We start from the raw sequence: 23,269 nt of genomic DNA on the forward strand, positions 1-23,269 counted from the left end.
CCGCCGCCTCGCCCGCGACTACGAGACCAAACCCACCCACTCCGAGAGCATGATCCGCCTCGCGATGATCTCCAACCTCGCGAAACGAGCCACCGGAGAAACACCCATAACCTGGCACAAACCCTGAACTATCGCTTCTTCAAGCGGAACGTCCTCTAAAGAAGGCGCAGTCGCGCCGACGACGATCCTCGTTCGAAACGGTGAGACGCGACTCACTGCACAGGTTCAGAGGGAGGCTGCGGCGAGGATGCCAGCCAGTGATTCCTCGAACAGCGCCGGGCAGGGCAGAATGCGGACGTGCTGTATGTACGAGTGATCAGCCCGGCTGACCAGACGAACGAGGTCATGCGAATCGTCCTGGGCTGTCCAGGGGCCGTGAACACGGTCAAGTTCCCTGGGGCAGCGTGTTCACCTCAGGGCGACGTGATCGAGTTCAACCTGGCCAGAGAAGCCGCCAATGCAGTGCTCGATGAGCTGCGCGAGCTGGGCCTGAAGGACACCGGCGCCATCACTGTCGAGCAGATCGACCTATCGATCTCGGCGGCGGCCGAGTTGGCGGAGCAAGTTGCACCCGGCGATCCTGAGGACGCTGTCATCTGGGACGAGTTGGCTGCCCGGGTCACAGCGGATACCCGATTGAGTTGGTCGTTTTTGGCGTTCCTTGCGCTGGCCACGCAGATCGCAGCCATTGGCGTGCTCCTGGACCAGCCAATCCTGATCGTCGGTGCCATGGTGCTGGGACCGGAATTCGGCCCGGTGGCCGCGTTCTGCTTCGGGACCCTGCGTAACCAGCACGCTCTGCTCGGCACGGCCGTGCGCACGCTCGTCGTGGGTTTCACAGCAGCGATCGCGGTGACCGCGACCTGTGCCGGTGTCAGCCGCCTTCTGGGCTGGATCACGCCCGCCATGCTGGACAACCGGCCGATGACCGAATTCATTGTGCACCCTGACCGCTGGTCGTTCATCGTGGCGCTTCTGGCCGGCATCGCCGGCATCCTGTCGCTGACCGCAGGGAAACCATCCTCGCTGGTGGGGGTTTTCATCTCTGTCACCACGGTTCCGGCAGCGGGGAACATCGCTGTGGCCGTCCCACTCGCGCATTGGACTGAGGTCGGCGCGTCACTCAAGCAACTCGGAGTGAACCTCGCAGGCATGATCATCGCCGGTGTTCTCACACTCCTGCTCCAACGCTTGTTGTGGGCACGCTTCGGTCTGCGCATCAGGACTGAGAAGACCAGAGACATCCTCACCGGTTTGCCTGCGCAATCGTCCTCACAGTCCTCGTCAGAGCGAGGTCGGCGTCGAGGATTTTCTGGCTGACGTCGACGTGTTGGAGGGGGATGAGGCGTCCGAGCCGGTGAGCGAACGGGCGCGGGAACTGCTGAAGTTTTTCACGCCGCGGGATCCGGCGGAGCTCGCGCGGTTTGTGCGGTTGTGGGTGTGGGCGCCGCGCGAGGACGCCTTCAACGACGGCCTGACCGCCGCGAAGGCGTGGGCTGAGGTACACGGGCATTTCCTGCCGCCCGCGACCGCCATGTGGAACGACTATCCGGTGGGGAACATGCGGGACGCTGCCCGGCTCGCCGACCGGATCGCCGCGCGCCGGGAGGCTGGGACACCGGCCGGGTCGGAGGCGGGGGGCGCTCACCGAGGAGCGGCGCCGACAGCTGGATGACATCGATCCTGGGTGGTGCCCGGCCTGGGACACCGGCTGGCAGCGCTGCCTGAGACTCGTGCAGGCGCACGTGGCCGGTGGCGGGAGCCTGCCGACAAAGGCCGGGGACGTCGTGGTCCAGGGCGAAAACTTGGGGCGCTGGGTGAGTGCGCAGCGGTACGGCTTCGAGCAGCTGCAGCCTGCCCAGCAGTGGCTGCTGAACGCGCTCGGCATCGAGGAGGCCAAGGAGGACGAGCGACCGGTGCGCCGTACGCAGGACCACAAGTGGGATCTCAACCTCGCTGCCGCCCGCCAGTTCCACGCCCGCGAAGGACACCTCAACATCCCCCGCAAGCACGTTGAGGCTCTGCCGGTCGCCCTGGCCGGCCCCGCCGCCACCGGACGCGAGATCACCCCCGAGGACACCGTCCTGGTCGACCTGGGCATGTGGGCCGCCAACACCCGCAGGCGCGCGGCCAAGCTCACGGACCAACGACGTGCGGCACTCGACCAACTCGGAATTCGTTGGTGATGCCGTGAAACATCTGGGCTGGATTACGACATAACCCATGTGTAAGGCCCTGGACTCAGTGGGCACCCCGTGCGCGGCAGGCCGGATCAGATGGTCCGGGCCTTCGTCGTACGGTCGGCCCCTGATCCGTAGCCCGCCTTCAGAAGCTGGGTCCGGCGTCCGTGTACCGCGCGTTCAACTCGCCGGAGGATTTCAAGTCCGTAGGGAGAGCAAGGCCCCGGGCCCCGTGCTCGGGGCCTTCCTCGTGCTCCAACTTCGCCCCGGCCGCTGCTGCCTGGTGTCCGGCTTCCGGCCCTACGTGGTGAACGAGCTGTGCCCGCCAGGACGAGACACAAGCACCTGAGTCCTGCCACTGAGCGTTTTTCAACCTCATGCTGATGCGTGGTGAAGGACGAGGACGGCCTTCACCACGTCGGTGATCCGATTGGTGCTGCAGCGGAGTTTCCGCAGGAGGCGCCAGCCCTTCAGCGTGGCCATGGCCTGCTCGCCGATGCAACGAATCTTGGCGTGGGTGGTGTTGTGGCGGCGCTTCCACCTCTTGAGGCGACGACCACGAAACGGCACCCGAACGGGTCCGCCGGCGCCTTGATACGCCTTGTCCGCCCAGCAGCTCAGCCCTGCATCGGCGAGAGCGTCGATGATCCCGTGCTGCCTGGCGGCGGTCAGGTCGTGGGTCGAGCCGGGCAGGGCCGGCGAGGCCCACAGCAACCGTCCGAACGGGTCGGTGAGGACCTGGACGTTCATGCCGTGGCGTTTGTGCTTCCCGGAGTAGTACGGGGTATCAGCAGCGATGCGGTCGATCGGCAGCAGCGTGCCGTCGAGGATGACGAACGCCTTCTCCCGGATCGTCTCCATCGCCTCGGTCAGGGTCGGGGCGAGGGCTGCCAGGAGGTCGACGGCCTCGCGTATATAGCGGTAGACGGTCGCGATTCCGATGCCGAACCCGGCAGCGAGCTGTGCGTAGGTGTCACCGCACCTCAGGTAGGCCAAGGCCACCACCATGGCCTGGCGTGCTGCGGAAAGTCGCCTCCAGCGGGTCCCGATCTCCTGTCGCCTCACTACCAGTTGCCTGGTCAGAAACCGCAGGCTGCGGTTGGACAGATCAATCGAGGACGGGTGGACAAGCACGCGAAGCTCCGTAAGTTGTCGTGTGGCCCGGGAGGGCTGGGTGTGGCTTACGCGAAGCTGTCTTCAGTGGCTCGCCAGGAGTGGCCGCCCGGCTCTTCGGGGCACCCTGGCTGCTGATTGACATCTGCGATCTTGTCGCTGTTTACGGAGCTGACGGCGGGGTGTTCCTCGGGCCGACGAGCGAGCCGCACGGCACGAGGAGCGAGAGTGGACATCAGCAGGCGGGTCCGGTTATGGACAGGCATCGACGCGGGCAAGGGCCACCACTGGGGATCGGTGGTGAACGAGGCCAGAGCAACCCTGTGGTCCAAGAAGATCGACAACGACGAGTCGGCGCTCCTGACCGCGATCGGCGAAATCCTCGATCTCGCGGACGAGATCCACTGGGCGGTGGACATCTCCGGCACCACCTCAGCACTCCTGCTGGCACTGCTCGCAGCCCACGGGCAACAGGCCGTCTACGTGCCCGGCCGCACCGTCAACCGCATGGCTGGGACCTACCGGGGCGAGGCCAGGACCGACGCCCGTGACGCCTACGTCATCGCCGAAACCGCCCGCCAGCGCCGCGACTTCACCACCATCGGCGTACCTGCACAGCTTGCTGCTGATCTCGCGTTGCTGACCGCGCACCGCACCGACATGGCTGCCGACCGGGTACTGACGATCAATCGGCTGCGCGACGTCCTCACTGGCGTCTTCCCCGCGCTGGAGCGGTCCTTCGCCTACTCCAGCCACAAGGGTGCCCTGGTTCTGCTGACCGGCTATCAGACCCCGCAGGCCATCCGCCGCCGCGGCCAAACTCGCCTGTCCGCATGGCTGGCCAACCGCACCGTACGCAGTGCCGATGCGGTGGTCGCCACGGCGCTGGAGGCTGCCGAGGCCCAGCACACCGTGCTGCCCGGCGAGGACATCGCAGCCCAGATCGTCGCGGACCTGGCCACCCAGATCTTGGCACTGGACGACCGGATCAAGCGGACCGATCAACAGATCAAGGCGGCGTTCCGCACGCATCCGCACGCATCCGCACGCATCCGCAAGCAGAGATCATCGAGTCCCTGCCGGGGATGGGCCCGATCCTGGGAGCGGAATTCGTCGTCGCAGCAGGGGACCTGGCGTCCTACGCCGACGCCGGCCACCTCGCATCCGCTGCCGGACTGGTACCCGTGCCCCGGGATTCCGGGCGCCGCACGGGCAACCTGCACCGACCCAAACGCTATAGCCACCGCCTGCGCCGAGTGTTCTATCTGTCCGCACAGACCAGCATCATCCGCGACGGTCCGAACCGGGACTTCTACCTCAAGAAGCACGGCGACGGCTGCAAGCACACCCACGTCATCGCCCTGGCCCGCCGACGCGCGAGCGTCCTGTGGGCACTCCTGCGCGACCACCGGGTCTTCACCGCCGCTGCCCCGCAGCTCGCACAAGCAGCTTGACATCCTCATTGAAACTCCTGGCAAACACGGGTGATCTTGGTCGAGAACCCGTCTACCAGGAGCTTCGCCGCTGCGCGAGGTTGCCCAACTCCCGTTCAGCGCCGCCAGCTTGAAAAACGCTCCCTGTGCCTCAGGCTGCATGCCGATATCCGCGCAGTCCAACTGGGATGCGGCAGCGGCGATCAGCGGCGTTACGCGCCACTCCCGGTGAAGCCTGCGGGGCGGGGCGCCGGTTATCGTCGCAGCGCCCTGAGCCACTGGTCTGCGACGACACCGCTGAGCCGCGGGAAGTCGAGGGCCGCGGGTGCGAGAAGCTGCTGCATGCCGATTCCGCGCAACTGCCCCAGGACCGCAATCGCGGTGGCGTCGGGGTCGGTCTCCGCACGGATGTCGCCCTCGGCGATTCCGGCGGCGATGTCGGTGCGCAGATCCGCGCGGAAGCTGTCGTCGCGTTCCTGGAAGACGGCGGAGAGCTCGGGCGAGGTGGCAGCCTCGGCCCACAGCAGCAGGAACGCCCGGCCGGCCGCGGAACCGCCGCCCATTCTTCTGATGTAGCCGTCGATCAATGCGATCAGGTGGTCGAGGCCGGGTGGCATATCGCCGATGCCGGGGACGAATCCGCTCTGGCTGGATCCGGCGAGTGCCCGGAACAGCGCCTGCTTCGAACCGAAGTGGTGGGTGACGATCCCTCGGCTGTACCCCGCGCGCTCGCCGACGGCCGCCAGGGTGGCCGACCGCACACCCGTCTCCACCACGACTTCCGCCGCGGCCTTCAACAGGGCGGCCCTCGTCGCGGTGCGCCGTTGGAGCTGCGTACGGCGTTCGCCGCGTGATGACTCGGCGAGGGGCTTGTTGGCTGGCATGAGCTGCAGTCTAGCGACCCCATGCCACTTGCGTGTCGTACAACAAGTATGTGACGGTGGGTGTGAAGCCACAGGGTCGTCGGAGAGGTGATTACTGATGAAGGTCGTGTTCGTCAACGGCAACCCGGAGAACGCCGCGGTATGGGACCTGCTCTGCGACGAGCTGCGCGGAACCGATGCCGTCCGGTTGTCCCCACCGGGATTCGGGGCGCCTGTCCCGGAGGGTTTCGGGTGTGCTGTCGCCGAGTACCGGGACTGGCTGATCGGCCGGCTGGAGGCGATCGGCGAGCCGGTACACCTTGTCGGCCACGACGTCGGCGGAAGCACAGTGGCATCGGTCGCCATGAAAAGACCGGACTTGCTGCGGAGCTGGGTCAGCGACTCGCTGGGCGTGTTCCACCCCGACTACGTGTGGCACGACCTCGCCCAGCAGTGGCAGACGCCCGGCGTGGGTGAGGAATCCGTTGCCAGGTTGATGGGCGGCAGCCTGGAGGAACGCGCCGAACGCATGACGGCGAGGGGCATTCCCAGATCCGTAGCCCTCCGAATGGCCCCTGCCCAGGGACCGGAGATGGGGCGGGCGATCCTCGCGTTCTACCGTTCCGCCGCCCAGCCGGTCATGGCCGAACTCGGACGAGATCTCGCCGACGCGGTGAAGCGGCCGGGCCTCGCGATCATCGGTACGGATGACCGGTTCGTCGGCTCGGAGGCCATGCGACGCGAGTCGGCGGCCAGAGCCGGGGCCGAGACCGCTGTCCTGCGCGACATCGGGCACTGGTGGATGGTCCAGGACCCCGCTCGCAGCGCGCGGGTACTCACCTCGTTCTGGGCCGGCTGCGGGCAGGCCGACTCGCGCCGAGTCGCCCCTGGCCCGGCCGTCCGCGGTCGCTCCAAGTCTGCGTAATCCGCCGGGTGTCAGGCAGTGCCTGGTGAAATCCCGTGAGGCCGGCGAAGGACGGGCCAGCAGCGAGCGGCCGGGCAATGTGGCCTGGGCCGCAAGAGCCTCCTGCAAGAGGGGCCTGCCAAGCGTCGCTACCCTGGGCTGGCTACACGCGCACGGCCAAGCTCCCGGCGGGATACGGCGGTTGGCCACCGGGGCCGGCCTCGTGCGCCGCCGCTAGTTGGTGGTGTGGGTGGGGTAGACCTGCACGTCGGTGTAGGCGCCCTTGATGTCGCCCGCGGCGGCGGGCCAGTCCAGGGTGACGGTGTGGGTCTCGTTCGGGGGCGTGACGATGATGTTGGTCGGGGACGCGAGGCTGTTGCCGCTGGTGTCGAGGGTGTAGGCCAGGTCGAAGACCGCCGCGTCACCGGGCTTGAGAGTGGTGACACGCGGCTGGGCCGGACCACGCTCAATGGGGCTGGAGGTGTGGTCGGCGTCCTTGATGTCGACACCCGCGAAGCCCGTCGCCGAGCAGGTCTTCGGACCCCGGTTGATCATCGTGATGTTGATCCGGCCCTCGGTCGCGTCCGGCGCAGCGTCGACCGCGTCGATGGCCAGGTCCTGCGTCTTGCAGAACGTCACCTTGCTGCTCGTCTGCGTCGCAGCGTTCGCGGCCGCCTCCGCCTGGGTGCCCTTGCCCGCACCCGCCTTCGCGTCGCCGGCCTGCGCACCGCCGGACGTCGAGCCGCCCTGCGACGTCGAGCCGGCGTCCGCAGACGAAGACGTCGAGGACGAGGACGAGGAGCCATGGGCGGACTTCGCGCCGCTCGCCGCGTCGGTGTCCGAACCGGAGCAGGCCGTCAGGGACAACCCCGCCACCGCCGTCAGGGTCGCGGCGGCGATCCGCAGGTTGCGGCGGCTGGCGATACGGGCGGTGGTGGAGCGCATGTCGGGTCCCCTTGAAGCGGTCGGTGTTGGTGTTTCCCGGTGACGACTACGACTCTGCCCGCAGCCGCTACCGTCTGATCGCCGACCGCTAACGCCTCACTAACGCCCAAAAACTGTACGGCTGTCTTACACAGCAACAGGAGTACGGGACCCGCACTGTGCCGGGCTGAAGCCTGGTCACCTGGCCGCACCCCGGCATGTGCCGGAGCCCAGGGCCCTCCCCAGTCAGGGATGCACGGGCGGCATCTCAGTGGTCTTCAGCGGCGGGCTCGTAGGCGACGGCTGCGTACCCGCATCCGTCGGCCACCTTGTTCAGCGCGGCGATCTCGGCCGGGTCGGCGGTCAGCTTCCAGCGCAGCTTGGTCGACACCCAGTCCGTGACGTACTGGCAGTAGGCCTCGGCGGCCGGCGGCAGCCACTCGGCGGGATCCTGATCGCTCTTGCTGCGGTTCGTTCGCGCCGTCACGGCAACCAGCGAACGCTCGGCGCCCAGATCGTTCGCGTACGCCTCGCGCCGGGCGGGCGTCCACTGCGACGCCCCGGACGCCCAGGCCTCGGCGAGCGGCACCAGGTGGTCGATGTCGAGCTTCGCCGGGTCGGTGACCGTGGTGCCGTCGTAGTAGCTGAACCGCGTACCCGCCGTCACCGTGCACGCCCCCTCCAGGACCGGCTCGGTGCGCGATTCCGCGATCAGTACCTCGGCCCGGGTGTTGCAGTGGTCGTGGTCCTCGTCCACCCAGTGCCGGAACCTGGTCCTCTCATAGCCCGCCCGGTGTTCCGTGGCGAGCGGGAGGGACGCGATCCCGTCCTGAAGACGGATTTGCACGACCTTGGCCTCGGTCCTGCCCTGAGCTTGGGACTGAGTCTGGGAGGCGGAGAGCAGCGGCAGCACAAGCAGCGCGACGGCCGCCAGGCCGCGCATCGTCGGTGTCTTCATGGGCCGTTGCTACCGGTGCCCTCGCCCCGGCGTGAGGTGATTCCCGGCATGCTCACCCGACTGACCGCGATGGTCGTGCCGGAGAAACGATGCCGCCCGTCCGGTGCGACGTCTGCCGACGGCAGGAACAGGAGCTGAGCGAGGGGCGCCGATCCGTGTCGCGCGTGGTGGGCGCGTGGCGTTTCACTGGACCAGTTCGATGTGCGGGTGGTGCGGAGCCGCTGGGCAGGCGTGGAGTTGCAGGTTGTAGCCACTGGCGATGTCGATCATCGTGAAGTTCGCGGGCGGGGTGCCGGGGAGTAGTGGAGTGGGGTTGCTGCATTCTTCCTCGGGGGCCCAGCTGTTGCTGCTGGCGTTCCATTCGGTGGTGGCGATGGTCAGCAGGGGGTAGGTCGCGGTGCCGCATTCGGGGCAGAGGCGGGGCAGGGGGTCGGTCAGGCCCCAGCGGGACCAGCCGCCGGTTTTCCAGCCGGGGGCGTGGCACAGCTTCTCCCGGTAGAACTGGGCCGGCGCCTCGTCATATGCGCGGTCCCACGCTTCTTCGGCCGCCTCCCACTGGCTCAAGGTGCCCAGCTGCTGCTGGAGTTCCTGGCTCAGCTCCATCGGATCGGGGTACTCGGTGACCTGCTCCGGCGCGAGCAGCGACGGTTGTGGCAGGTAGCCGGCGCTCTGCATCGCGGGCGGCTCGGGTGGCGCGTCGAGTACCTCCGTCACGGTGGCGGAGGAGCGCCAGAACACTGCGGTGCGGGGGTGGGTCGGGTGGTTGAAGGGGCACCACAGGACTTGGAGCAGATCGGTACCGGGCGGGCTGATCGGGAGCTTGATGTCGCGGGCGTAGAGCTGGGCCACAGGCAGCATCGGGATCGGGCCGTCGGGCCAGGAGCGGCCGGCTCTGAGCCGTTTCTCGGCGTCTCGTTCCTCAGGTGTGATCCAGGGCTCCTGAGGGCTGCGGCTGCGCCTGAGCGTCGTCACCGCGCGGTTGCGGCGCAACTGCCGTACGTCGTCGGGGGAAAGGACCGCCCGTCCGCCCCTCACGTGAGGCTCTTCGCAGCGCGGCCATGGCACGTCGGCGGGCCACAGAAGCGGCCCGCCGATGGAACTGTCCTGCACGGACGGGGTTGCGGGGCGTGGATGCAGCCGGGTCGCCGTGCGTGCCAGCGGGGCCAGTTGAGGAAAGAGCACCGTGACGTCAAGCGGTCGCGGCGGGGTCGTGAAACTCATACTGCTCCCGATGGCACGAAACAGGGGCGGGGTTCAGTTACCGAGGTTGTACTGCCCGTCGTCCTGGGTGCTGGGGACGTAGGCATCCGGGAAGAACTGTTCCACCGAACCGTCTTCCCTCTCACCTGAAACCCGTCGAGGCCGTCTGGTCACTCGTGCGCAGGGCCATGGCCAACACTGCCTTCGACACACCCCACGACCTCGACCGCAAAATCCGCCGCGAGTTACGCAGGATACAACTCCGACCCCACCTGACCGACGGCTGCCTGACCGCCACCAGCCTAGCTATCGACCCAGCGACCCCACCTTGAAAACCTCAGTAACTGGTACGGGCCATGTCGAGGACGATCTTTCCCCGTCGGGGTGGTCGTGCGGCTGTCGCGTGTGCCTGTGCTGCCTGATGGGCCGGGTAGGTGTCCCGGATTGGAACACGGAAGCGGCCCTTGTCGGCGAGTGCTATGGCTGACGTGAGTCCGTGGACGCCGTCGGGCTGGCCACCGATGCGGCCCGTGGACAGCCGAACTCCGTAGGTTGAAGCCTTGAAGTCGGCCAGGGTGACGACGCTTTCCGCGGTACCGGTCACTTCGATCAGTTCACTCAGCGATCCGGCCCCCGCGACGTCGAGTGCCCGGTCGACCGGAGCGGCGGTCAACGCGCGGATCCGGGCGGGCAGACTGTGCCCGTAGTCCACTGGTTCCACCCCCAGTTCCCTGAGGAACGGGTGGCTGTCGGGGCGCGCGGTGCCGATCACGCGGGCGCCGCGTGCCACCGCGAGCTGTACGGCGATGCTGCCGACGCCGCCAGCCGCGCCGTCGACCAGCAGTGTCATGTTCTTCTTGATGTCGAGCAGGTCGAGGGCGCGGGTTGCGGTCTCGATGCCGGTGCCCGCCGCGCCGGCTTCGGCCCACGTCATGTCGTGTGGTTTGTGCGTCCAGAAGTCCAGGACCGCGTACTGCGCGCTCGCGCCGCCGAGCCGTGCGACGTCTACCGCGCCGAAGACCTCGTCACCGACGGCGTAGTCCGTTACCTCGGCGCCGATCTCGTCGATCACTCCGGCGGCATCGACGCCGGGAATGTGCGGCAGGGCGAGGTTCTTACTCATGGGAGACGAGCCGGCGCGCAGTCCGAGGTCGACGGGTGAGACGGCCGCGGTCCTGACGGCGATCCGCACCTGGTGAGGACCGGGGTGCGGCTCGGGCGCGGGGCCCAGGGTCAGGACCTTGGGCGGGCCGAACCGCTGGAACTGCACAGCAAACATGATCACCTCTCCCGCCCGGAATCTCCGGGCGCTTCGATGAGGTAAACATCTTTCCGGAGCACCTGTTCCACTTCGGGAGCAACTGAGAGGGACGCGGAGAAAAGTGACTCGGAAAGCCAGGGTCGACGCGACCGACAACCATGCACACATCGTTGCGACCGCCCGTCGGGCCATCGCCGCGGAGGGGGTGGACCTTCCCATGCGCGAGCTCGCGCGGCGTGCCGGCCTGGGCATCGCGACGCTGTACCGACACTTCCCCACGCGCACGGAATTGATCAGCGCGGCCCTTGCCGGGGATGTGGCGGCCTGCCGGGCTGACATGCAGGCCGCACTGGCGGAGCCGGACGCCTGGACCGCGCTCAGCGGAGTCATCCGCCAGTTCGCGGAACACCAGATCCGGGCTCCCGGCCTCAATGAGGCCCTGCTGGGCTCACACACGGCAGGCGACGCGTTCCGCAACGACCGCCAGGCCCACGCCGCAGCACTGGAGCAACTCGTCGCCCGCGCACAGCAGCAACGGGTCCTGCGGCGAGGGACCTCCGTCACAGACGTTCGCGTAGGCCTGATGGCGATCTCCTCGCTGCGCCCCACACAGGCCAATCGACGGCCCGACGCGATCCGCACCTTGCTGGGTCTGCTTCTGGCGGGACTGCACTCGCCCGATCACTGAGCGTTTTTCAACCTCATGCTGATGCGTGGTGAAGGACGAGGACGGCCTTCACCACGTCGGTGATCCGATTGGTGCTGCAGCGGAGTTTCCGCAGGAGGCGCCAGCCCGCCAGCGTGGCCATGGCCTGCTCGCCGATGAGCTGTGCGTAGGTGTCACCGCACCTCAGGTAGGCCAAGGCCAGCATGGCCTGGCGTGCTGCGGAAAGTCGCCTCCAGCTTGTCGCTGTTTACGGAGCTGACGGCGGGGTGTTCCTCGGGCCGACGAGCGAGCCGCACGGCACGAGGAGCGAGAGTGGACATCAGCAGGCGGGTCCGGTTATGGACAGGCATCGACGCGGGCAAGGGCCACCACTGGGGATCGGTGGTGGACGAGGCCGGAGCAACCCTGTGGTCCAAGAAGATCGACAACGACGAGTCGGCGATCCTGACCGCGATCGGCGAAATCCTCGATCTCGCGGACGAGATCCACTGGGCGGTGGACATCTCCGGCACCACCTCAGCACTCTTCCCCGGCGGTTCCGTGCTGATGCAGTCCTCGATCACCTCACCGACACCGAGCAGCACGGCCGATGCCGCACTCGCCCCTGGGCCGAGCAACTGGAGTATGTGCACGGCGTGTACCGAATCTCGCTTGCCTGCCCGTCCCATGGCGCCCGGTGGACGAAGAACGTCCGCGTAGCGGAGGCCGCGGATCTCGTCCGCCGTCTGATCACCCAAACAATCACCTGACAGGGGCGACCCTGCCAAGAGGCCCCACAGCTCAGGTCATGACGCAAGGGGCGTCGGTCTGCCCGGCGTCTTCGCGCGCCCAGCCTCCGGGAAACCGTCTCCGCAGAGCGGACGGAAATGTGGCAGTGCGCGCGATCACCTCATCGAGTGAGAGAAGCGTGTCGCTTCCTCTCAGTCGCTCTGGCCAGCCTTCATACCGTTAGGCTGCGGTGCACGGGCTGGGACAGTCCGCAGGCTAGCAATCCGCCCGGGCGGAGCTGCAGATGAGCCTCTGTGGGTGCAATGCCCGTGTCCCGCGCGATTACCCTCTGCGCCTTTCTCTTTCCATGCCCTGTGCCCAGCGGCCGCATGAACCCGGGTGAGCGGCCGTGGAAACGGGACTGCTGTGTCTCCTCACACCTACAACCGCTCCCAGCGCAACCTGCTGCTGGAGCAGTTGGGCGCCGACTCCCGCGCTGTCCTGCGGGACGAGAGCGGACGGATCGCGATCGACAATGCCGCAAGTGCTGGCCAGCACGCCTTTCAAGCCATGCTGGCTACCTTCTTGCTGAGCACGACACAGTCACCGCACGTACTGCAGGCCCCCATCGGAGCGGCCATGTCGAGCACCAGCGCCTACGTCAACACCGTCATCTCGCACCCGGACCGGCTCGCCATCCACACCAACACGGCCTGTCGCGTCGCTTCCCGGTTCCTCCCCCTGATCACCGATGCGCACGGCCTGCACGGGATCCCGGGCCTCAGGTTCGACGGGATCGGTAAGCAGCGCCTGCGCTTCGTGCACCTGCCCACCGGAGGACGGCTCGACCTGGTCGACTCACATCCGTCCCTCACCCGCAGGCGACGCGACTTCCTGCGGTTCTTCCGGCGTACCACGCGATGGCACCACGAGCCGGGCTACGCGCCCCTGTGGGAACTCGCCGAGCTCCACCCCAGCGAGGTTCTGGCTCAACCGCACTGGCGAACAAAGCCGTGCATGCTCCTGCGCAGCGCACTGATGTCCAGGGCCGTGCTGTTGTGGGGCGAGCTGGACATCCGCCCGTCCTGGACCGAGCAGTCCCGGCTTCACTTGCCCGAGCTCGCCTGGGAAACCCGTAATGAACGGCCCGGCGCCCATCAAGTCGCAACCGTACTGACCGCGACTCCCGCCAGGATTCCCGGCGCCGGCTACGAACCACTCGATGCCACCTCCGGTTTGCTCAGCTTGGCCGGCGCCACCATCTGGCTGCGTGCCCGCTGATGCAGACATGGCGGGAGGCCTCCGACCCTGCGCGCGGGTCGACAGGTTTCCTGGGAGACAGGCTTGCCGCGGCAGTCCAAAACTGCGGCCGCAGCCAGCCGTGGCCGTGCTCCTTCGCTGCGTCGATGCTTAGGCGAAGCCACCCGTCGGGAGTGTGTGCTGAGGGACACTGACGGAATGACAGAAACGGTCGCCGTCGCCCTGGTCACCGCGCTCTCCACGCTCGCCGCGGCCGGTCTGACCGGAGCCGTCACCCTGCGGCTGCAACGGCGCCAGGCCGCCGCGGAACGGCTGCGGCTTCGCGAGGAAGCCCGGCGCACGGCGTACGCCGACCTGCTCTCGGCATCAACCGACGCGTGGGCGGCAGTCGACCGGGCCTGGGGCCTCTATCCACAGAATCCCGATGAACCGAGGCACCCCGAGATCCAAGAGGGTCTGGCCGCCCTCAAACGACTGGATCAGGCACTGCACGTGGTCACGCTGTACGGCCCACCTGCTCTCGACCTCAAGGCCGCGGCGCTGTACAACTCCGCAGACCAGGAGTTCTGGACCATCGTGAGCCTGCTGAGAACCAACGTCGGAGCACAACAGTCGGCTATCGCACTGGCCGAGCCCGAACAAAAGCCCAACAACGAAGCACGCCTCGCCGCACGCGCTGCCTTCACCGTCGCAGCCCGCAACGCTCTCGATACCGCCGGTTGAGGCCACCCCCACCGTCACCACTGCCTTCGCAGAAACATGTCCCAGCCGCCCCGGACCGGGGCGACGCCCGAAGGCGCCGGCACGGAGTACGAACATGACCCGGACTCAACGCCCCGTACCCGTACCGGCAGCACCCCGCCTGCACGACTGCTGCACCACCGAGCGCACGCGACAGTGGTTCGGCAGCATCGCGGCGGTCATCACCGCACACACGCCCGACTGCCCCGCCTGGGGCCCCAGTTACTGACCGCACGCGAAGCGGCAGGGGCGATCGCCGTGAGCAGCGTTGAAGCAGCCGGGCTGCACATGACGCACCGGCTGCCTGCTCGTTAGAGCATGCAACCATCCCCCGTGGTGACCCGCCGCTGGGCCCGCGGGTACGCGCGGGCCCAGCGCGCTCCACATCACCGGAGCAGCTGACCTTCCGCAACGTCACGCGTGGCTCATCCCGTGTCGCGATCCGCCGGGCCTACTCGGCCACTCCACCGATCCCACAGTCACCGGGTACGTGTGTACCCGGTCTGCGCGAGTGCGACGCGGCAGGAAATCCCGTCATACATGACGTTGTTCCAACAGCCTGCTACGCAAGGCACGGCCCGCCTCGACCAGACGCCGGGCCTCGGACCGCTCATCAAGGACGGACTGCGCAGGGTCACGGGCAGGGGCGACCAGGGTGCGGGCCGTCCGCCGGGTGAACTGGAGGCGCGGGGTGGCTATGACACTCCCCAGTGCTGCTGCCACCCCGCGGCACATCGGTCTTCCGAGGCCTGTGACTCGCTACCCGTCCAGGCCATCATCCCCGTGTGCAACAGCCCGCCACCTCCATGCCAGGAATGGGACGGGCCGCCTGAGGATGCTGGCACAGACCAACTCCACAACGATGGAGAACCTGTGACCAAAAAACGAAGGGACAGCAACCGTCTACGCAAGAGATGTCGCCACGGCTCAAGTGCAGAACAGATCGGCTCACTGGGCTCAGGCCGGCCAGTGACAGGAGAGCGTCGACCAGCTGCTCGGCAGCGTCCAGCCGCCCCTGTGAGCGGTCCCGCCGGGCCACGCAAGCAGCTAATGCGGCTGTCGTGAGGATCACGGGGCTGACGCTGGGGCAGATTCTGGCGATCCGGCATCAAGGCCCCGTCCCTGACGGCAGGCGGGGCATACACGGTTCGGGGTGGCGTCCGGTAGCTGGTCGCACGATGGTGCGAGTCCTTGGCGGATCACCAGTTCCAGGACCCGCAAAGCGCGTTCCCTCACCGGATGCGGCCCGACGACGGCCAGAGCGATAAGCGTGACGACACAGCCGGTCACCACAGAGGTGCTTGCAAGAATCGCGTTCATGGACAGAAGACTGCGTTGCCACAGGATCGTGACGTGAGTTCGGCGAAGTCGCGTCACGAACCAGAGCCGTGGAGGTCTTCCTTCCATGAACGATCGCCACGACAGAGCGCCCCAGCCCATCGGGCCGAGCGACGACGAACTCATGCTGCGGGTGCGGGCAGGCGAGCAGACTGCGTTCGAGGAATTGTTTCGGCGTCATGCCGGAGCTGTTTGCCGCTATGCCCACAGTATGGGCTGGGATGCGCACGCCGCAGACGACCTCACGGCTGAGGTATTCACCCGCACCTTGCAGGCCGTACGCCGCGGCGCCGGACCCCACACGGCCGTCCTGGGATATTTGCTGACGTCCGTGCGCCACCTGGCCGCGACGTGGGCGACATCAGCCGCGCGTACTCAATCAGTTGACGACTTCGCCGCCTTGCCCGCGCACACGGTGAACGCGGGCGCTGCGCAGGAACTGATCGGCCCGGGCGCCGACACCCAGGCCATGCACATCGAGGAACAGTCCCTGGCGCTGCGGGCTTTCCGCAGTCTGCCTGAGCGCTGGCAGTTGGTGCTCTGGCACATCGACATCCAGCAGAGGATGCCCCGGGACGTGGCGCCCCTGCTGAGCCTGACTCCCAATGCAGTGTCCGCCCTTCACCAGCGTGCCAGGGAAGGTCTCAAGCAGGCCTACCTGCAACAGCACATCTCCGCGGTTCCGCCGAGTCGCGCATGCCAGAGCTGCGCCGAGCAGCTCGGCGCATACGCCCGCAGAGCACTGGGGAAACGCGCAGAACGCAGCATCAGGAAACATCTCAAAGCATGCCCGCCCTGCCAGGACATCGCCCTCGAAATCGAGAGCCTCAGCACCGCCATCCGCGTTCACGCGCCTGCCTTCGCGCTCCCCTTCTCCCCTGCCGACATCGACTACCTCAACTCGTTCTTCGGCACGTCGAGAGGTAGCCTGTGACGCTCCAACACCCTCTGGAATCAGAGGAGCTGCTGGTGGGAGACTGAAGGGGCCGCGTTCGCGCGGTGTCTGGCTCCGCCGCTCGTATCCCCGTGATGGCGGAGCCAGCCCCCGGGCACTTCTGGATTTACGCGTGAGTTTCGGGACGGGCTGAGCGGGACGCCGAACTGGCGGGCAGGGTCTCGTAGTCACGGGCCAGGCGGCGGTGCAGCATCAGCGTGCCGAAGGTCTGCTCGACGATCCACCGCTTCGGCGACGGCCTGGGAATCTGGTAGTTGTCGTCGAGTTTGAGAATCCCATTCTGCGCATACATCTGTACGCAATACTTTCCAGAACTCAGAGTGCGTCCGCAGCTCTCACCGCGTCCCAGAACAAGGCGGCCGGTGGGGCGCTCGGGAACTTCACGACGGACGTCCGCCTCGTAGACGGTGAGGGCTATTACGTCCAGACCGGCTTCGAGGGTTGCAAGCTCGATGAGGTGTGCGAGATAGACTAGGACCTTCTGATGCCTGGGGGATGCGGCCTGACCATGGGTCACATCCCCCAGGCGATTTCAATCCGGAACAACCCACTCGAGGATCTTCTCGTCAAGTACGGCTGGCACATACGACATGGATTCGATGGTGCCCCCAGAGGGGGCAGCTCTGTTGACATTCAAAAGCATCTCTGTGGGATTGGCCCACAAGTTCCTATAGGACGTGGCTCCAAAACTCAGTTCGCCCACATTCCCGTAGCAGTCGCCCGGTCGGTGGTCGACAAATAGTACGTCCCCTGCAGAATTCTGCGCGAACGGAACCCAGCGGTCATGCGCCGTGCGCCCGAGGACATCTTCCTCGATTCCCTCCTCAACAGCTTCCTGCGTAACGGAAACCAGGTACTTCCACTCTTCAACAGCCTGCTCGGCACCGAGAAGGGCATAGTTGAGGAGGAACTTTCCTGGGTCCGCGCTGCCCCGGCGTGACCGAACCCCGTCATGCACTTCAAACATTGACAGGACATCAGGGTGAGGAGGGAACGGTAGGTCAGCAAGCGTAGCCTGCAATATTTCCGAAGAGAGAGGCGGCCTGAGCCATGCAAAGTCGCTCGGGGCATTCACCTCCAGCCAACGTTCCAGGAAACTCCACTCTGCCAAAAATTGATGCGAACCAGGTGTCATTCTTTCCTCGCGAGATGAGAGACAGGGACAACCACTCACGCCATTCAACGACCCCGGAGCGCTGTGGGGCGACGAGCGCAACCGTGATGTTAGTACGCGTGTGTCAAGGCTTGTCTTGACGTGAACGCCTATCTGTCAATCCCCTCGTTGCGTAGAGACGTTGGTTATGCGGCCCGGCCTTCCTGGTCGGTTCGCGCTCGCGCTTCCTGGATGATCCGTTCGAACTCGACGGGTGGCTTCCCGCCGGCCGCGCTGTGACGGCGTTTCGCGTTGTAGAAGTCCGCGATCCACGTCGCGGTCTTCAGCCGGGCCTCGGTGCGGGTCGCGAAGGTGTGCCGGTGGATGTACTCAACCTTGAGGACCGAGTGGAACGACTCCGCGGCGGCGTTGTCCAGCGCCGACCCGACGCGGCCCATCGACTGCATCACGCCCCAGCGGCCGCACAGCTGCTGGAACGCCTCGGATGTGTATTCGCTGCCGCGGTCCGTGTGGAAAATGACGCCGTCGACCTGGCCGCCCCGGGTCGCGATCGCCATCTGCAGGGCGGCGCTGACCAGCGCGGCATCGTGCCGCGCGCCCATTGCATAGCCCAGGGCGCGGCGGGAGAAGGCGTCGTGGACGCTGGCGAGATAGAGCTTGCCCTCGGCAGTGTCGACCTCTGTCATGTCACCCCACCACAAAACGTCGGGAGCGACGGCGTCGAACTTGCGTCGCACCAGGTCAGGGGCAGTCTTCCGCTTTCCGGGGCGGGTGAGCGAGCGGCGTCGGCGAGGCGGCTTGCGGCCCTGCAGGCCGAGTTCGGCCATGATCTCGGCGACGGTGTTCTGCGACACCTGCCAGCCCTCCTCCCACAAATCCAGCGTGATCCTCGGCGAGCCGTACGTCCGGCCGGAGCGATCGAAGAAGAAGCGGATCCGCTCGGCCAGCACAGACCGCCTGGTCTCGCGTTTTGTCGGCTCCAACGGCCTGCGGCGCCACTTGTCGAACCACGCCTCCGACACCCCCAGGGCCCGACAGGAGATGCGGTGCGAAATGCTGTGCACGGTCTTCTGGTCGCTGATCACCCCGACGAGCAACGCCGGGTCCGCCACAGCTACTTCACCCACAAGACCATGCAGCGTTTGAGCACATCACGCTCCATGGCCAGCTCCTTGTTGTCCTTCTTCAGCTGCGCGTTGTCCCGCCGCAGCCGCGCGAGCTCCTCGCTCTCACCCTTCGCTGTGACCCCGCCGGCCCTGCGAGCCCGCGACACCCAACTCGCCAGCGTGGTCTCGTTGATCCCGAGATCCTGCGCGACCTGCGCGATCGGCTTGCCGGTCTCGGCGACGATCCGCACAGCCCCCTCACGGAACTCCGCATCGAACTTCCGCCTCTTGCCTGCCATGACCCTCAACTTCCCCTGCAGTCAAGCTCTCTACGCTACGAGGGGAAGGTCAGTCACCACGTCCCCGGCCGCCAGGCCGACCGCGACCAGACCCCGGCCCGTCCAGACGCCGGGTGGGACACCGGCTTCGTCCTGGGCGACGCGCAGCGGCTTGTCCGCAGGGCGGTGGCCGTCGCCGACCATCACGCTGCGGAAGTAGTACCGCCAGCCACCAGGGCCGATCTTCTTCGCGCTGAGCATCGGGCCATAGAACATCGCCTATGACCTGCATAAAAGCGCGATCCGGGGCGCTTCCCGTGGGGCGGGAGGCCATCACCAGACCTTTACCGTGGCGCCCGCCAGGCGGGCTGTCCGGCCAGCCCGAGACGGTAAGCCGTCGACGTGTGCACAGTCCGCCGCATGGACACGAACCTGCTCCACGGAGACCTCTGCCCGCTGTGCCGCCGCCCGCTCATGCTGCGCACGACCGTCAACGTCCGCTCGAACACGCCCTGCCCCACGCGAATTGAAAGGGTGCCTCACTGCGACAGCTGCGCCAGCAAGCAGGAGTGGGCGGACATGATGCGCGCCCTCTACGAGAGCTGACCCCGGCCGTGCGAATGCTGCGCCCCGAGGAGCAGGCGCCGAACGTTGCGGAGACCCTGGGGATGCGGTTGTGCACGCTGTGCGGGTGCGCTCAGGAGCTGACGCCGATGCTGAGCGGCTGCGACCACATCACCGACTCCTGACCTGCCGTGGTCAGGGGGTGCCCTCGATGGTGACGGGGACTTCCAGCGGCACGATCCATTCACTGTCCTTCACCCTGGCGGTGATGCTCAGGCGCACCGGCTCATTCGCGTAGTCGCGCTGCCAGACATCCGCGGTGGTCGCCGACCACAGCGGCGGGGTGGTGGGAGTCAGGCCGTATCGCGTCCACTCGCCGATCGCCAACTGCTGCGGAGCGACCGTCCGGCCGGTGTCGTCGCGGCCGTCCGCGCTGAACTTCCACGGCCCCCAGATGTGGGCGCGGACCTCTTCGGGAGCCCGGGTGCCGGCGAGTTGGGGAGCATCGCCCCGGTGCAGGTTGTCGTTGCGGAGGGACACTGTGATTTCGATGGCGCCGTGGGACAGCAGGCCGGGCGGCCCGTCGAGGTGAACGCGCAGCATGGCGGTGGAGCGGGCCTCGTTGGCCACGATCGTGCAGCGGAAGTGCGGAGTGAGATCGGCGTGCAGGCGCTGCTGCTCGATCCGGGACAGGATCTGCGCGGCCCCGTTGGCGTTGCGCGCCGCCTTCCAGGAGCCGATGGCGGAAACGGCAGCGACGACCGCGACGGCCAGAGCCAGAGCCGCGATCGTGTCGGTGGTGGTCATGAGGCAGGACGCTATCGCCACCGCACAGCACAGGTCAGCGCCCCGGAGATATGGCCATCAGCAGGGACAGGCGTCCAAGGTAAGGCGATGAGCGCACTCCGCCCCGGTGACATCACTGACGAAATGATCCAGGCCATGGACGAGGCCAAGCGGCAGGGACTGCAGAAGGACCTGCGCACCCTCGCCGCCAACATCCGTGACGACGCCGAAGGTCGCTACGACAGTGCGGAACCCAAATGGCGGTCCGGAGTCGAATGGACCCTGCTGAGGATCGAGAACACCGCCGCGCAGCTGACCGAGGGCAGGCCGTAGGCAGCCGCACCGTCCGGTACGAGATTGGGCCGTGGCTGGGGTCGTCGTGGTCGGCGCCGGCATCGCGCCAGCCTGACCTGCTGCGGCGGATCACCGCCACTTGGGCGGAAGGGTCAGCGTGATCTCGCCAGCTGTGGTCTTGAGGGTGAGTGCTGTCTCTCCACGGCCAATCGCGCGGTCGATCTTCTTGATCTCTGCCCAAGTGAAGCCGAGACGGCGGTACTTGTTCCGTTGCTTCGGCCGCATGTGCTGGATGTCCTCTTTCGAGGCCGTAGTCATCCCTGGATGCCATGCCCGGGCCGACCCGCTAGTCATCTTCGGCATTGGAACCACCCCTCCCCCATACCGGCGGAGCGTTGTCCGCGTACCGCTCTCGGTCCCGCGGTCGAAGAGGAGTGTCCCTCGGAGGAACAAGTGCTCTGGCAGGCCGCTCGATCGAGGCTTGGACCACCTTGTACCGGGGCAGCTGCGGCCGTCGGAGAGCTAGGGCGGCCGACTGTGGCAGATAGTCGGCTGTTTCACCGGCCATGATGCGAGCGGCACGAGCCCTCGCGGCTGCTTTGGCCGCCGTCTTCCGCGCCCGCTTCGCCTCGCGAGGTTCCTTCGGCATGCAGGCAGCGTAGGCCGCCCGATGCACCTGCGAAACGGGGCACAGGACATGTCAGATCATTGAGCGGTTCGGCGTGCCTGCTATCCGCGCGGGCGGGCAGCTGCGGCTTCGGCCTCGCGGTCGAGGCTGGTGATCTCCTCCAGATGATCGGGCGACGCGGACTGCGCGACAACGGTCGCGGCTTGGACCAGGGTTGGCAGGTACTGGGAGGCTGCCTGCCAGGACAAGCTCACCGGCACCCGCGCGGTCTCGAACGCAGCCGCAGCGATGCGGTGTCCGTACTGGGCGCTGACGACGGCAAAGACGTGCGTGGCACCCAGGAGCGCCTGCTGATCGCCCATGCAATCGTCGGACTGCAGCAGCTCGTTGACGCTGCGGCGTCCGGCCGCCAGGTCGGCGAGCAAGCGCCGGCGGAACGCGGCTGCCTGGCGCTCGGTGACGCCCACCGGGCCGACTGCGGCACCCGCCGGGTAGCGGCGCTTGAGCTCTGTATCCAGGACGTGCACCGCATCCAGGTGAATACGCAGTCGGTCCAGGGCCTTACGGCCCTGCGGCAGCGGATCAGGACCCAGTGCCTGCCAGACGGCGTAGCGCGAGAGCATCAGGCTGGCCTCTCGGCTTCGTTCCTTGACCAGCCACGACACGGTTCGCCTCGTGGCCGTGCGCCGAAGCAGGGTACGCCGTCGGCGCCGCTGCTCCGACGTCTGCCGGCACACCTCGCACTCCTGGCCGCTCGTGGTGATACGCAACTTGCCCGACCCACACACCGGACACGGCACCCGAGAGGCAACGACCTGGCTCATGGAACCGTTGCGGTGCTCCGGCGCGATCCGTCCACCGATCTGCCGTACCGCGCCCATCTTGTGTCGCCGTCCAGCCGCCATACCGAGCCGCTCCCCTCAGCTACTTCGCCCTCCGTGTCGACCTCGATATGCCCCTACGGTCCGCGATGCACGCCAACTACTCCCCTCCTGACGCCACTTCGATGGCGGGAGGTCCGAAGAACGGCTCGTCCCCCGGAGCCAACATGCCGTCAGAAAGGGCCAGTTTTCCTGACACCTTCAGGTGGTTCTACCGATCGACCGGGAGCACCCGGTCCAGGCCGCTCTCGCGCAGGATGTGCTGGATGGTGTCGTCCAGGGTGCTGGCCGCGTCGATGACGGTCTCCATGGCGTCGGACAGCAGGTCCTTCTCCCGGTACCAGTCGCGCAGGTGGCCGGAAGTGACGTGCTGGAGGTACTCGGCATCGGCTTTCGTCTCGTGCCTCAGCACCGTTTCCGTGTACGGCACATCGAGGTAGTAGCACCGCGAGACGCCTCGGTGGGCGCGCACCAGGTCCTGGAGCATCGTGCCGTAGCGGTCGGCGTACAGGATGCCTTCGATAACGACATTGAAGCCGTTGTCCAGGGCGTAGCGGGCAGTGAGGTCGATCAGCCCGATGTTGACGCCGCCGGGCCGGTCGCGTTCGCGCAGCACGATCCGGCGCAGGTTGTCCTGTCCGACGATCGCGAGGTTGCGGCCGAACTTCTCGCGCAGCCCGGCCGCGACAGACGACTTGCCCGAGGCGCTGTTGCCACGGATCACGATCAAGCGCGTGTCCTGCGTGCCCACCGTGCCCGGGGCGCCCTGCGTCACGCGTCGGCGCCCGTGTTTTCCGGCCCGGGATCACGCAGCGGGTTGCGGTGCCCGCAGTCCCAGCACTTCACGGTCTCGGGGAGGATCTTGAACCTGATGCCGGGCTCTCCGAAGGACCCGTCAATGCGGAAGCCGCCGAAGAGTTGACACGGGGTGGCGTGGAAGGGCTTGTCGCAGCGGGAGCAGTCGCCATCCGCGCTGGTCTGGTCGATGCGAGTCACTCGGGTGTCTGCGCTGCCGCAGCGCACGCAGTGGACTTTCTGTGTGGTCATGGTTTTGGTGTACAGCAGATCTATGACGGTGTTCCCCCTGCTCCTCCTCCCGCGGCTCTGCTGGGG

General features: G+C 67.1%; 26 protein-coding genes and 5 pseudogenes. 14 read left to right on the plus strand and 17 right to left on the minus strand.

Annotation, left to right across the window (positions count from 1 at the left end):
• From ACIREE_RS40730 to ACIREE_RS40745, 4 genes and pseudogenes are all read left to right on the plus strand, one after another.
• Positions 1-127, plus strand: a pseudogene (locus tag ACIREE_RS40730) (IS5/IS1182 family transposase); the annotation flags it as partial.
• A 248-nt stretch (positions 128-375) separates the two neighbouring features.
• A complete protein-coding gene (locus ACIREE_RS40735) occupies positions 376-1,320 on the plus strand; it encodes a DUF389 domain-containing protein (protein ID WP_404164364.1) in 945 nt (314 codons plus the stop codon).
• Positions 1,321-1,357: 37 nt separating this feature from the next.
• On the plus strand, positions 1,358-1,675 hold the full coding sequence (locus ACIREE_RS40740; RefSeq protein WP_404164365.1) for a hypothetical protein: 318 nt from the start codon (positions 1,358-1,360) through the stop codon (positions 1,673-1,675).
• A 142-nt stretch (positions 1,676-1,817) separates the two neighbouring features.
• Entirely contained in the window at positions 1,818-2,186 is a 369-nt protein-coding gene (locus ACIREE_RS40745; protein WP_404164367.1) for a helicase associated domain-containing protein, read from the plus strand.
• A gap of 369 nt (positions 2,187-2,555) precedes the next feature.
• Here the strand turns inward: ACIREE_RS40745 and ACIREE_RS40750 are convergent, their stop codons facing one another.
• Complete coding sequence (locus ACIREE_RS40750; protein WP_404164369.1) at positions 2,556-3,314, minus strand: transposase family protein; 759 nt, start codon at positions 3,312-3,314, stop codon at positions 2,556-2,558.
• A gap of 213 nt (positions 3,315-3,527) precedes the next feature.
• On the opposite strand from ACIREE_RS40750, the pseudogene ACIREE_RS40755 reads away from it, so the two are divergent.
• Positions 3,528-4,747: pseudogene (locus tag ACIREE_RS40755) on the plus strand (IS110 family transposase).
• Between the two features lie 233 nt (positions 4,748-4,980).
• Here the strand turns inward: ACIREE_RS40755 and ACIREE_RS40760 are convergent.
• Positions 4,981-5,610 (minus strand): TetR/AcrR family transcriptional regulator, encoded by a 630-nt coding sequence (locus ACIREE_RS40760; RefSeq protein ID WP_404164371.1) that lies wholly within the window; start codon positions 5,608-5,610, stop codon positions 4,981-4,983.
• A gap of 97 nt (positions 5,611-5,707) precedes the next feature.
• Here ACIREE_RS40760 and ACIREE_RS40765 point away from each other — a divergent pair, with 97 nt between their 5' ends.
• Positions 5,708-6,514, plus strand: a complete 807-nt coding sequence (locus ACIREE_RS40765; RefSeq protein WP_404164373.1) for an alpha/beta fold hydrolase — start codon at positions 5,708-5,710, stop codon at positions 6,512-6,514.
• A 213-nt stretch (positions 6,515-6,727) separates the two neighbouring features.
• On the opposite strand, the gene ACIREE_RS40770 is transcribed toward ACIREE_RS40765, so the two are convergent.
• The 4 genes from ACIREE_RS40770 to ACIREE_RS40785 all read right to left on the minus strand — a co-directional run bounded on the left by ACIREE_RS40770 (position 6,728) and on the right by ACIREE_RS40785 (position 10,854).
• Complete coding sequence (locus ACIREE_RS40770; RefSeq protein ID WP_404164375.1) at positions 6,728-7,438, minus strand: DUF4232 domain-containing protein; 711 nt, start codon at positions 7,436-7,438, stop codon at positions 6,728-6,730.
• A gap of 247 nt (positions 7,439-7,685) precedes the next feature.
• Positions 7,686-8,375, minus strand: a complete 690-nt coding sequence (locus ACIREE_RS40775; protein ID WP_404164377.1) for an HNH endonuclease family protein — start codon at positions 8,373-8,375, stop codon at positions 7,686-7,688.
• A gap of 183 nt (positions 8,376-8,558) precedes the next feature.
• Complete coding sequence (locus ACIREE_RS40780; RefSeq protein ID WP_404164379.1) at positions 8,559-9,596, minus strand: hypothetical protein; 1,038 nt, start codon at positions 9,594-9,596, stop codon at positions 8,559-8,561.
• Between the two features lie 316 nt (positions 9,597-9,912).
• Complete coding sequence (locus ACIREE_RS40785) at positions 9,913-10,854, minus strand: NADP-dependent oxidoreductase (RefSeq protein ID WP_404164381.1); 942 nt, start codon at positions 10,852-10,854, stop codon at positions 9,913-9,915.
• 103 nt (positions 10,855-10,957) lie between these two features.
• Here ACIREE_RS40785 and ACIREE_RS40790 point away from each other — a divergent pair, with 103 nt between their 5' ends.
• Positions 10,958-11,524 carry a TetR/AcrR family transcriptional regulator gene (locus ACIREE_RS40790; protein ID WP_404164382.1) on the plus strand — a complete coding sequence of 189 codons (567 nt, stop codon included), beginning with the start codon at positions 10,958-10,960 and terminating at the stop codon, positions 11,522-11,524.
• Positions 11,525-11,537: 13 nt separating this feature from the next.
• On the opposite strand, the pseudogene ACIREE_RS40795 reads toward ACIREE_RS40790, so the two are convergent.
• A pseudogene (locus tag ACIREE_RS40795) lies at positions 11,538-11,660 on the minus strand (IS5/IS1182 family transposase); the annotation flags it as partial.
• Between the two features lie 161 nt (positions 11,661-11,821).
• Here ACIREE_RS40795 and ACIREE_RS40800 point away from each other — a divergent pair.
• From ACIREE_RS40800 to ACIREE_RS40820, 5 genes and pseudogenes are all read left to right on the plus strand, one after another.
• Positions 11,822-12,028, plus strand: a pseudogene (locus tag ACIREE_RS40800) (transposase); the annotation flags it as partial.
• A 609-nt stretch (positions 12,029-12,637) separates the two neighbouring features.
• Entirely contained in the window at positions 12,638-13,492 is an 855-nt protein-coding gene (locus tag ACIREE_RS40805) for a hypothetical protein (RefSeq protein WP_404164384.1), read from the plus strand.
• A gap of 177 nt (positions 13,493-13,669) precedes the next feature.
• On the plus strand, positions 13,670-14,194 hold the full coding sequence (locus ACIREE_RS40810; protein WP_404164385.1) for a hypothetical protein: 525 nt from the start codon (positions 13,670-13,672) through the stop codon (positions 14,192-14,194).
• 94 nt (positions 14,195-14,288) lie between these two features.
• Positions 14,289-14,441, plus strand: a complete 153-nt coding sequence (locus tag ACIREE_RS40815; protein ID WP_404164387.1) for a hypothetical protein — start codon at positions 14,289-14,291, stop codon at positions 14,439-14,441.
• A 1,176-nt stretch (positions 14,442-15,617) separates the two neighbouring features.
• Positions 15,618-16,484, plus strand: a complete 867-nt coding sequence (locus tag ACIREE_RS40820; protein ID WP_404164389.1) for a sigma-70 family RNA polymerase sigma factor — start codon at positions 15,618-15,620, stop codon at positions 16,482-16,484.
• Between the two features lie 163 nt (positions 16,485-16,647).
• Here ACIREE_RS40820 and ACIREE_RS40825 read toward each other — a convergent pair.
• The 5 genes and pseudogenes from ACIREE_RS40825 to ACIREE_RS40845 form a co-directional block, all read right to left on the minus strand.
• Positions 16,648-16,734, minus strand: a pseudogene (locus tag ACIREE_RS40825) (IS5/IS1182 family transposase); the annotation flags it as partial.
• Between the two features lie 303 nt (positions 16,735-17,037).
• Positions 17,038-17,472, minus strand: coding sequence for a hypothetical protein (locus ACIREE_RS40830; protein ID WP_404164391.1), 435 nt, complete (start codon positions 17,470-17,472; stop codon positions 17,038-17,040).
• 332 nt (positions 17,473-17,804) lie between these two features.
• A complete protein-coding gene (locus tag ACIREE_RS40835; RefSeq protein WP_404164392.1) occupies positions 17,805-18,746 on the minus strand; it encodes an IS3 family transposase in 942 nt (313 codons plus the stop codon).
• The gene (locus ACIREE_RS40840) at positions 18,734-19,024 is read right to left on the minus strand and encodes a transposase (RefSeq protein WP_404164394.1); all 291 of its coding nucleotides are present in this window, start codon (positions 19,022-19,024) and stop codon (positions 18,734-18,736) included. Before ACIREE_RS40840 ends, ACIREE_RS40835 begins: the two co-directional genes overlap by 13 nt.
• Positions 19,025-19,054: 30 nt before the next feature.
• Positions 19,055-19,264 (minus strand): hypothetical protein, encoded by a 210-nt coding sequence (locus tag ACIREE_RS40845; RefSeq protein ID WP_404164426.1) that lies wholly within the window; start codon positions 19,262-19,264, stop codon positions 19,055-19,057.
• Between the two features lie 159 nt (positions 19,265-19,423).
• Between ACIREE_RS40845 and ACIREE_RS40850 the strand changes: the two genes are divergently transcribed.
• Entirely contained in the window at positions 19,424-19,609 is a 186-nt protein-coding gene (locus ACIREE_RS40850; protein ID WP_404164396.1) for a hypothetical protein, read from the plus strand.
• A 153-nt stretch (positions 19,610-19,762) separates the two neighbouring features.
• Here ACIREE_RS40850 and ACIREE_RS40855 read toward each other — a convergent pair whose 3' ends face one another.
• Entirely contained in the window at positions 19,763-20,374 is a 612-nt protein-coding gene (locus ACIREE_RS40855; protein ID WP_404164398.1) for a hypothetical protein, read from the minus strand.
• Positions 20,375-20,461: 87 nt separating this feature from the next.
• Here ACIREE_RS40855 and ACIREE_RS40860 point away from each other — a divergent pair, with 87 nt between their 5' ends.
• Positions 20,462-20,686: a hypothetical protein gene (locus ACIREE_RS40860; protein ID WP_404164399.1), complete on the plus strand. Its 225-nt coding sequence runs from the start codon at positions 20,462-20,464 to the stop codon at positions 20,684-20,686.
• A 90-nt stretch (positions 20,687-20,776) separates the two neighbouring features.
• Here the strand turns inward: ACIREE_RS40860 and ACIREE_RS40865 are convergent, their stop codons facing one another.
• The 4 genes from ACIREE_RS40865 to ACIREE_RS40880 form a co-directional block, all read right to left on the minus strand.
• Positions 20,777-20,965: a hypothetical protein gene (locus ACIREE_RS40865; RefSeq protein ID WP_404164401.1), complete on the minus strand. Its 189-nt coding sequence runs from the start codon at positions 20,963-20,965 to the stop codon at positions 20,777-20,779.
• Positions 20,966-21,376: 411 nt separating this feature from the next.
• Entirely contained in the window at positions 21,377-21,940 is a 564-nt protein-coding gene (locus ACIREE_RS40870) for a hypothetical protein (RefSeq protein WP_404164403.1), read from the minus strand.
• Between the two features lie 427 nt (positions 21,941-22,367).
• On the minus strand, positions 22,368-22,931 hold the full coding sequence (locus tag ACIREE_RS40875; RefSeq protein ID WP_404164405.1) for a kinase: 564 nt from the start codon (positions 22,929-22,931) through the stop codon (positions 22,368-22,370).
• Positions 22,928-23,203, minus strand: coding sequence for a hypothetical protein (locus tag ACIREE_RS40880; protein WP_404164407.1), 276 nt, complete (start codon positions 23,201-23,203; stop codon positions 22,928-22,930). The genes ACIREE_RS40875 and ACIREE_RS40880 overlap by 4 nt, the downstream gene beginning before the upstream one ends.
• Positions 23,204-23,269: the final 66 nt, after the last annotated feature.

It is taken from the genome of Streptomyces sp. NPDC102467 (assembly GCF_044765445.1).
Lineage (GTDB): Bacteria > Actinomycetota > Actinomycetes > Streptomycetales > Streptomycetaceae > Streptomyces.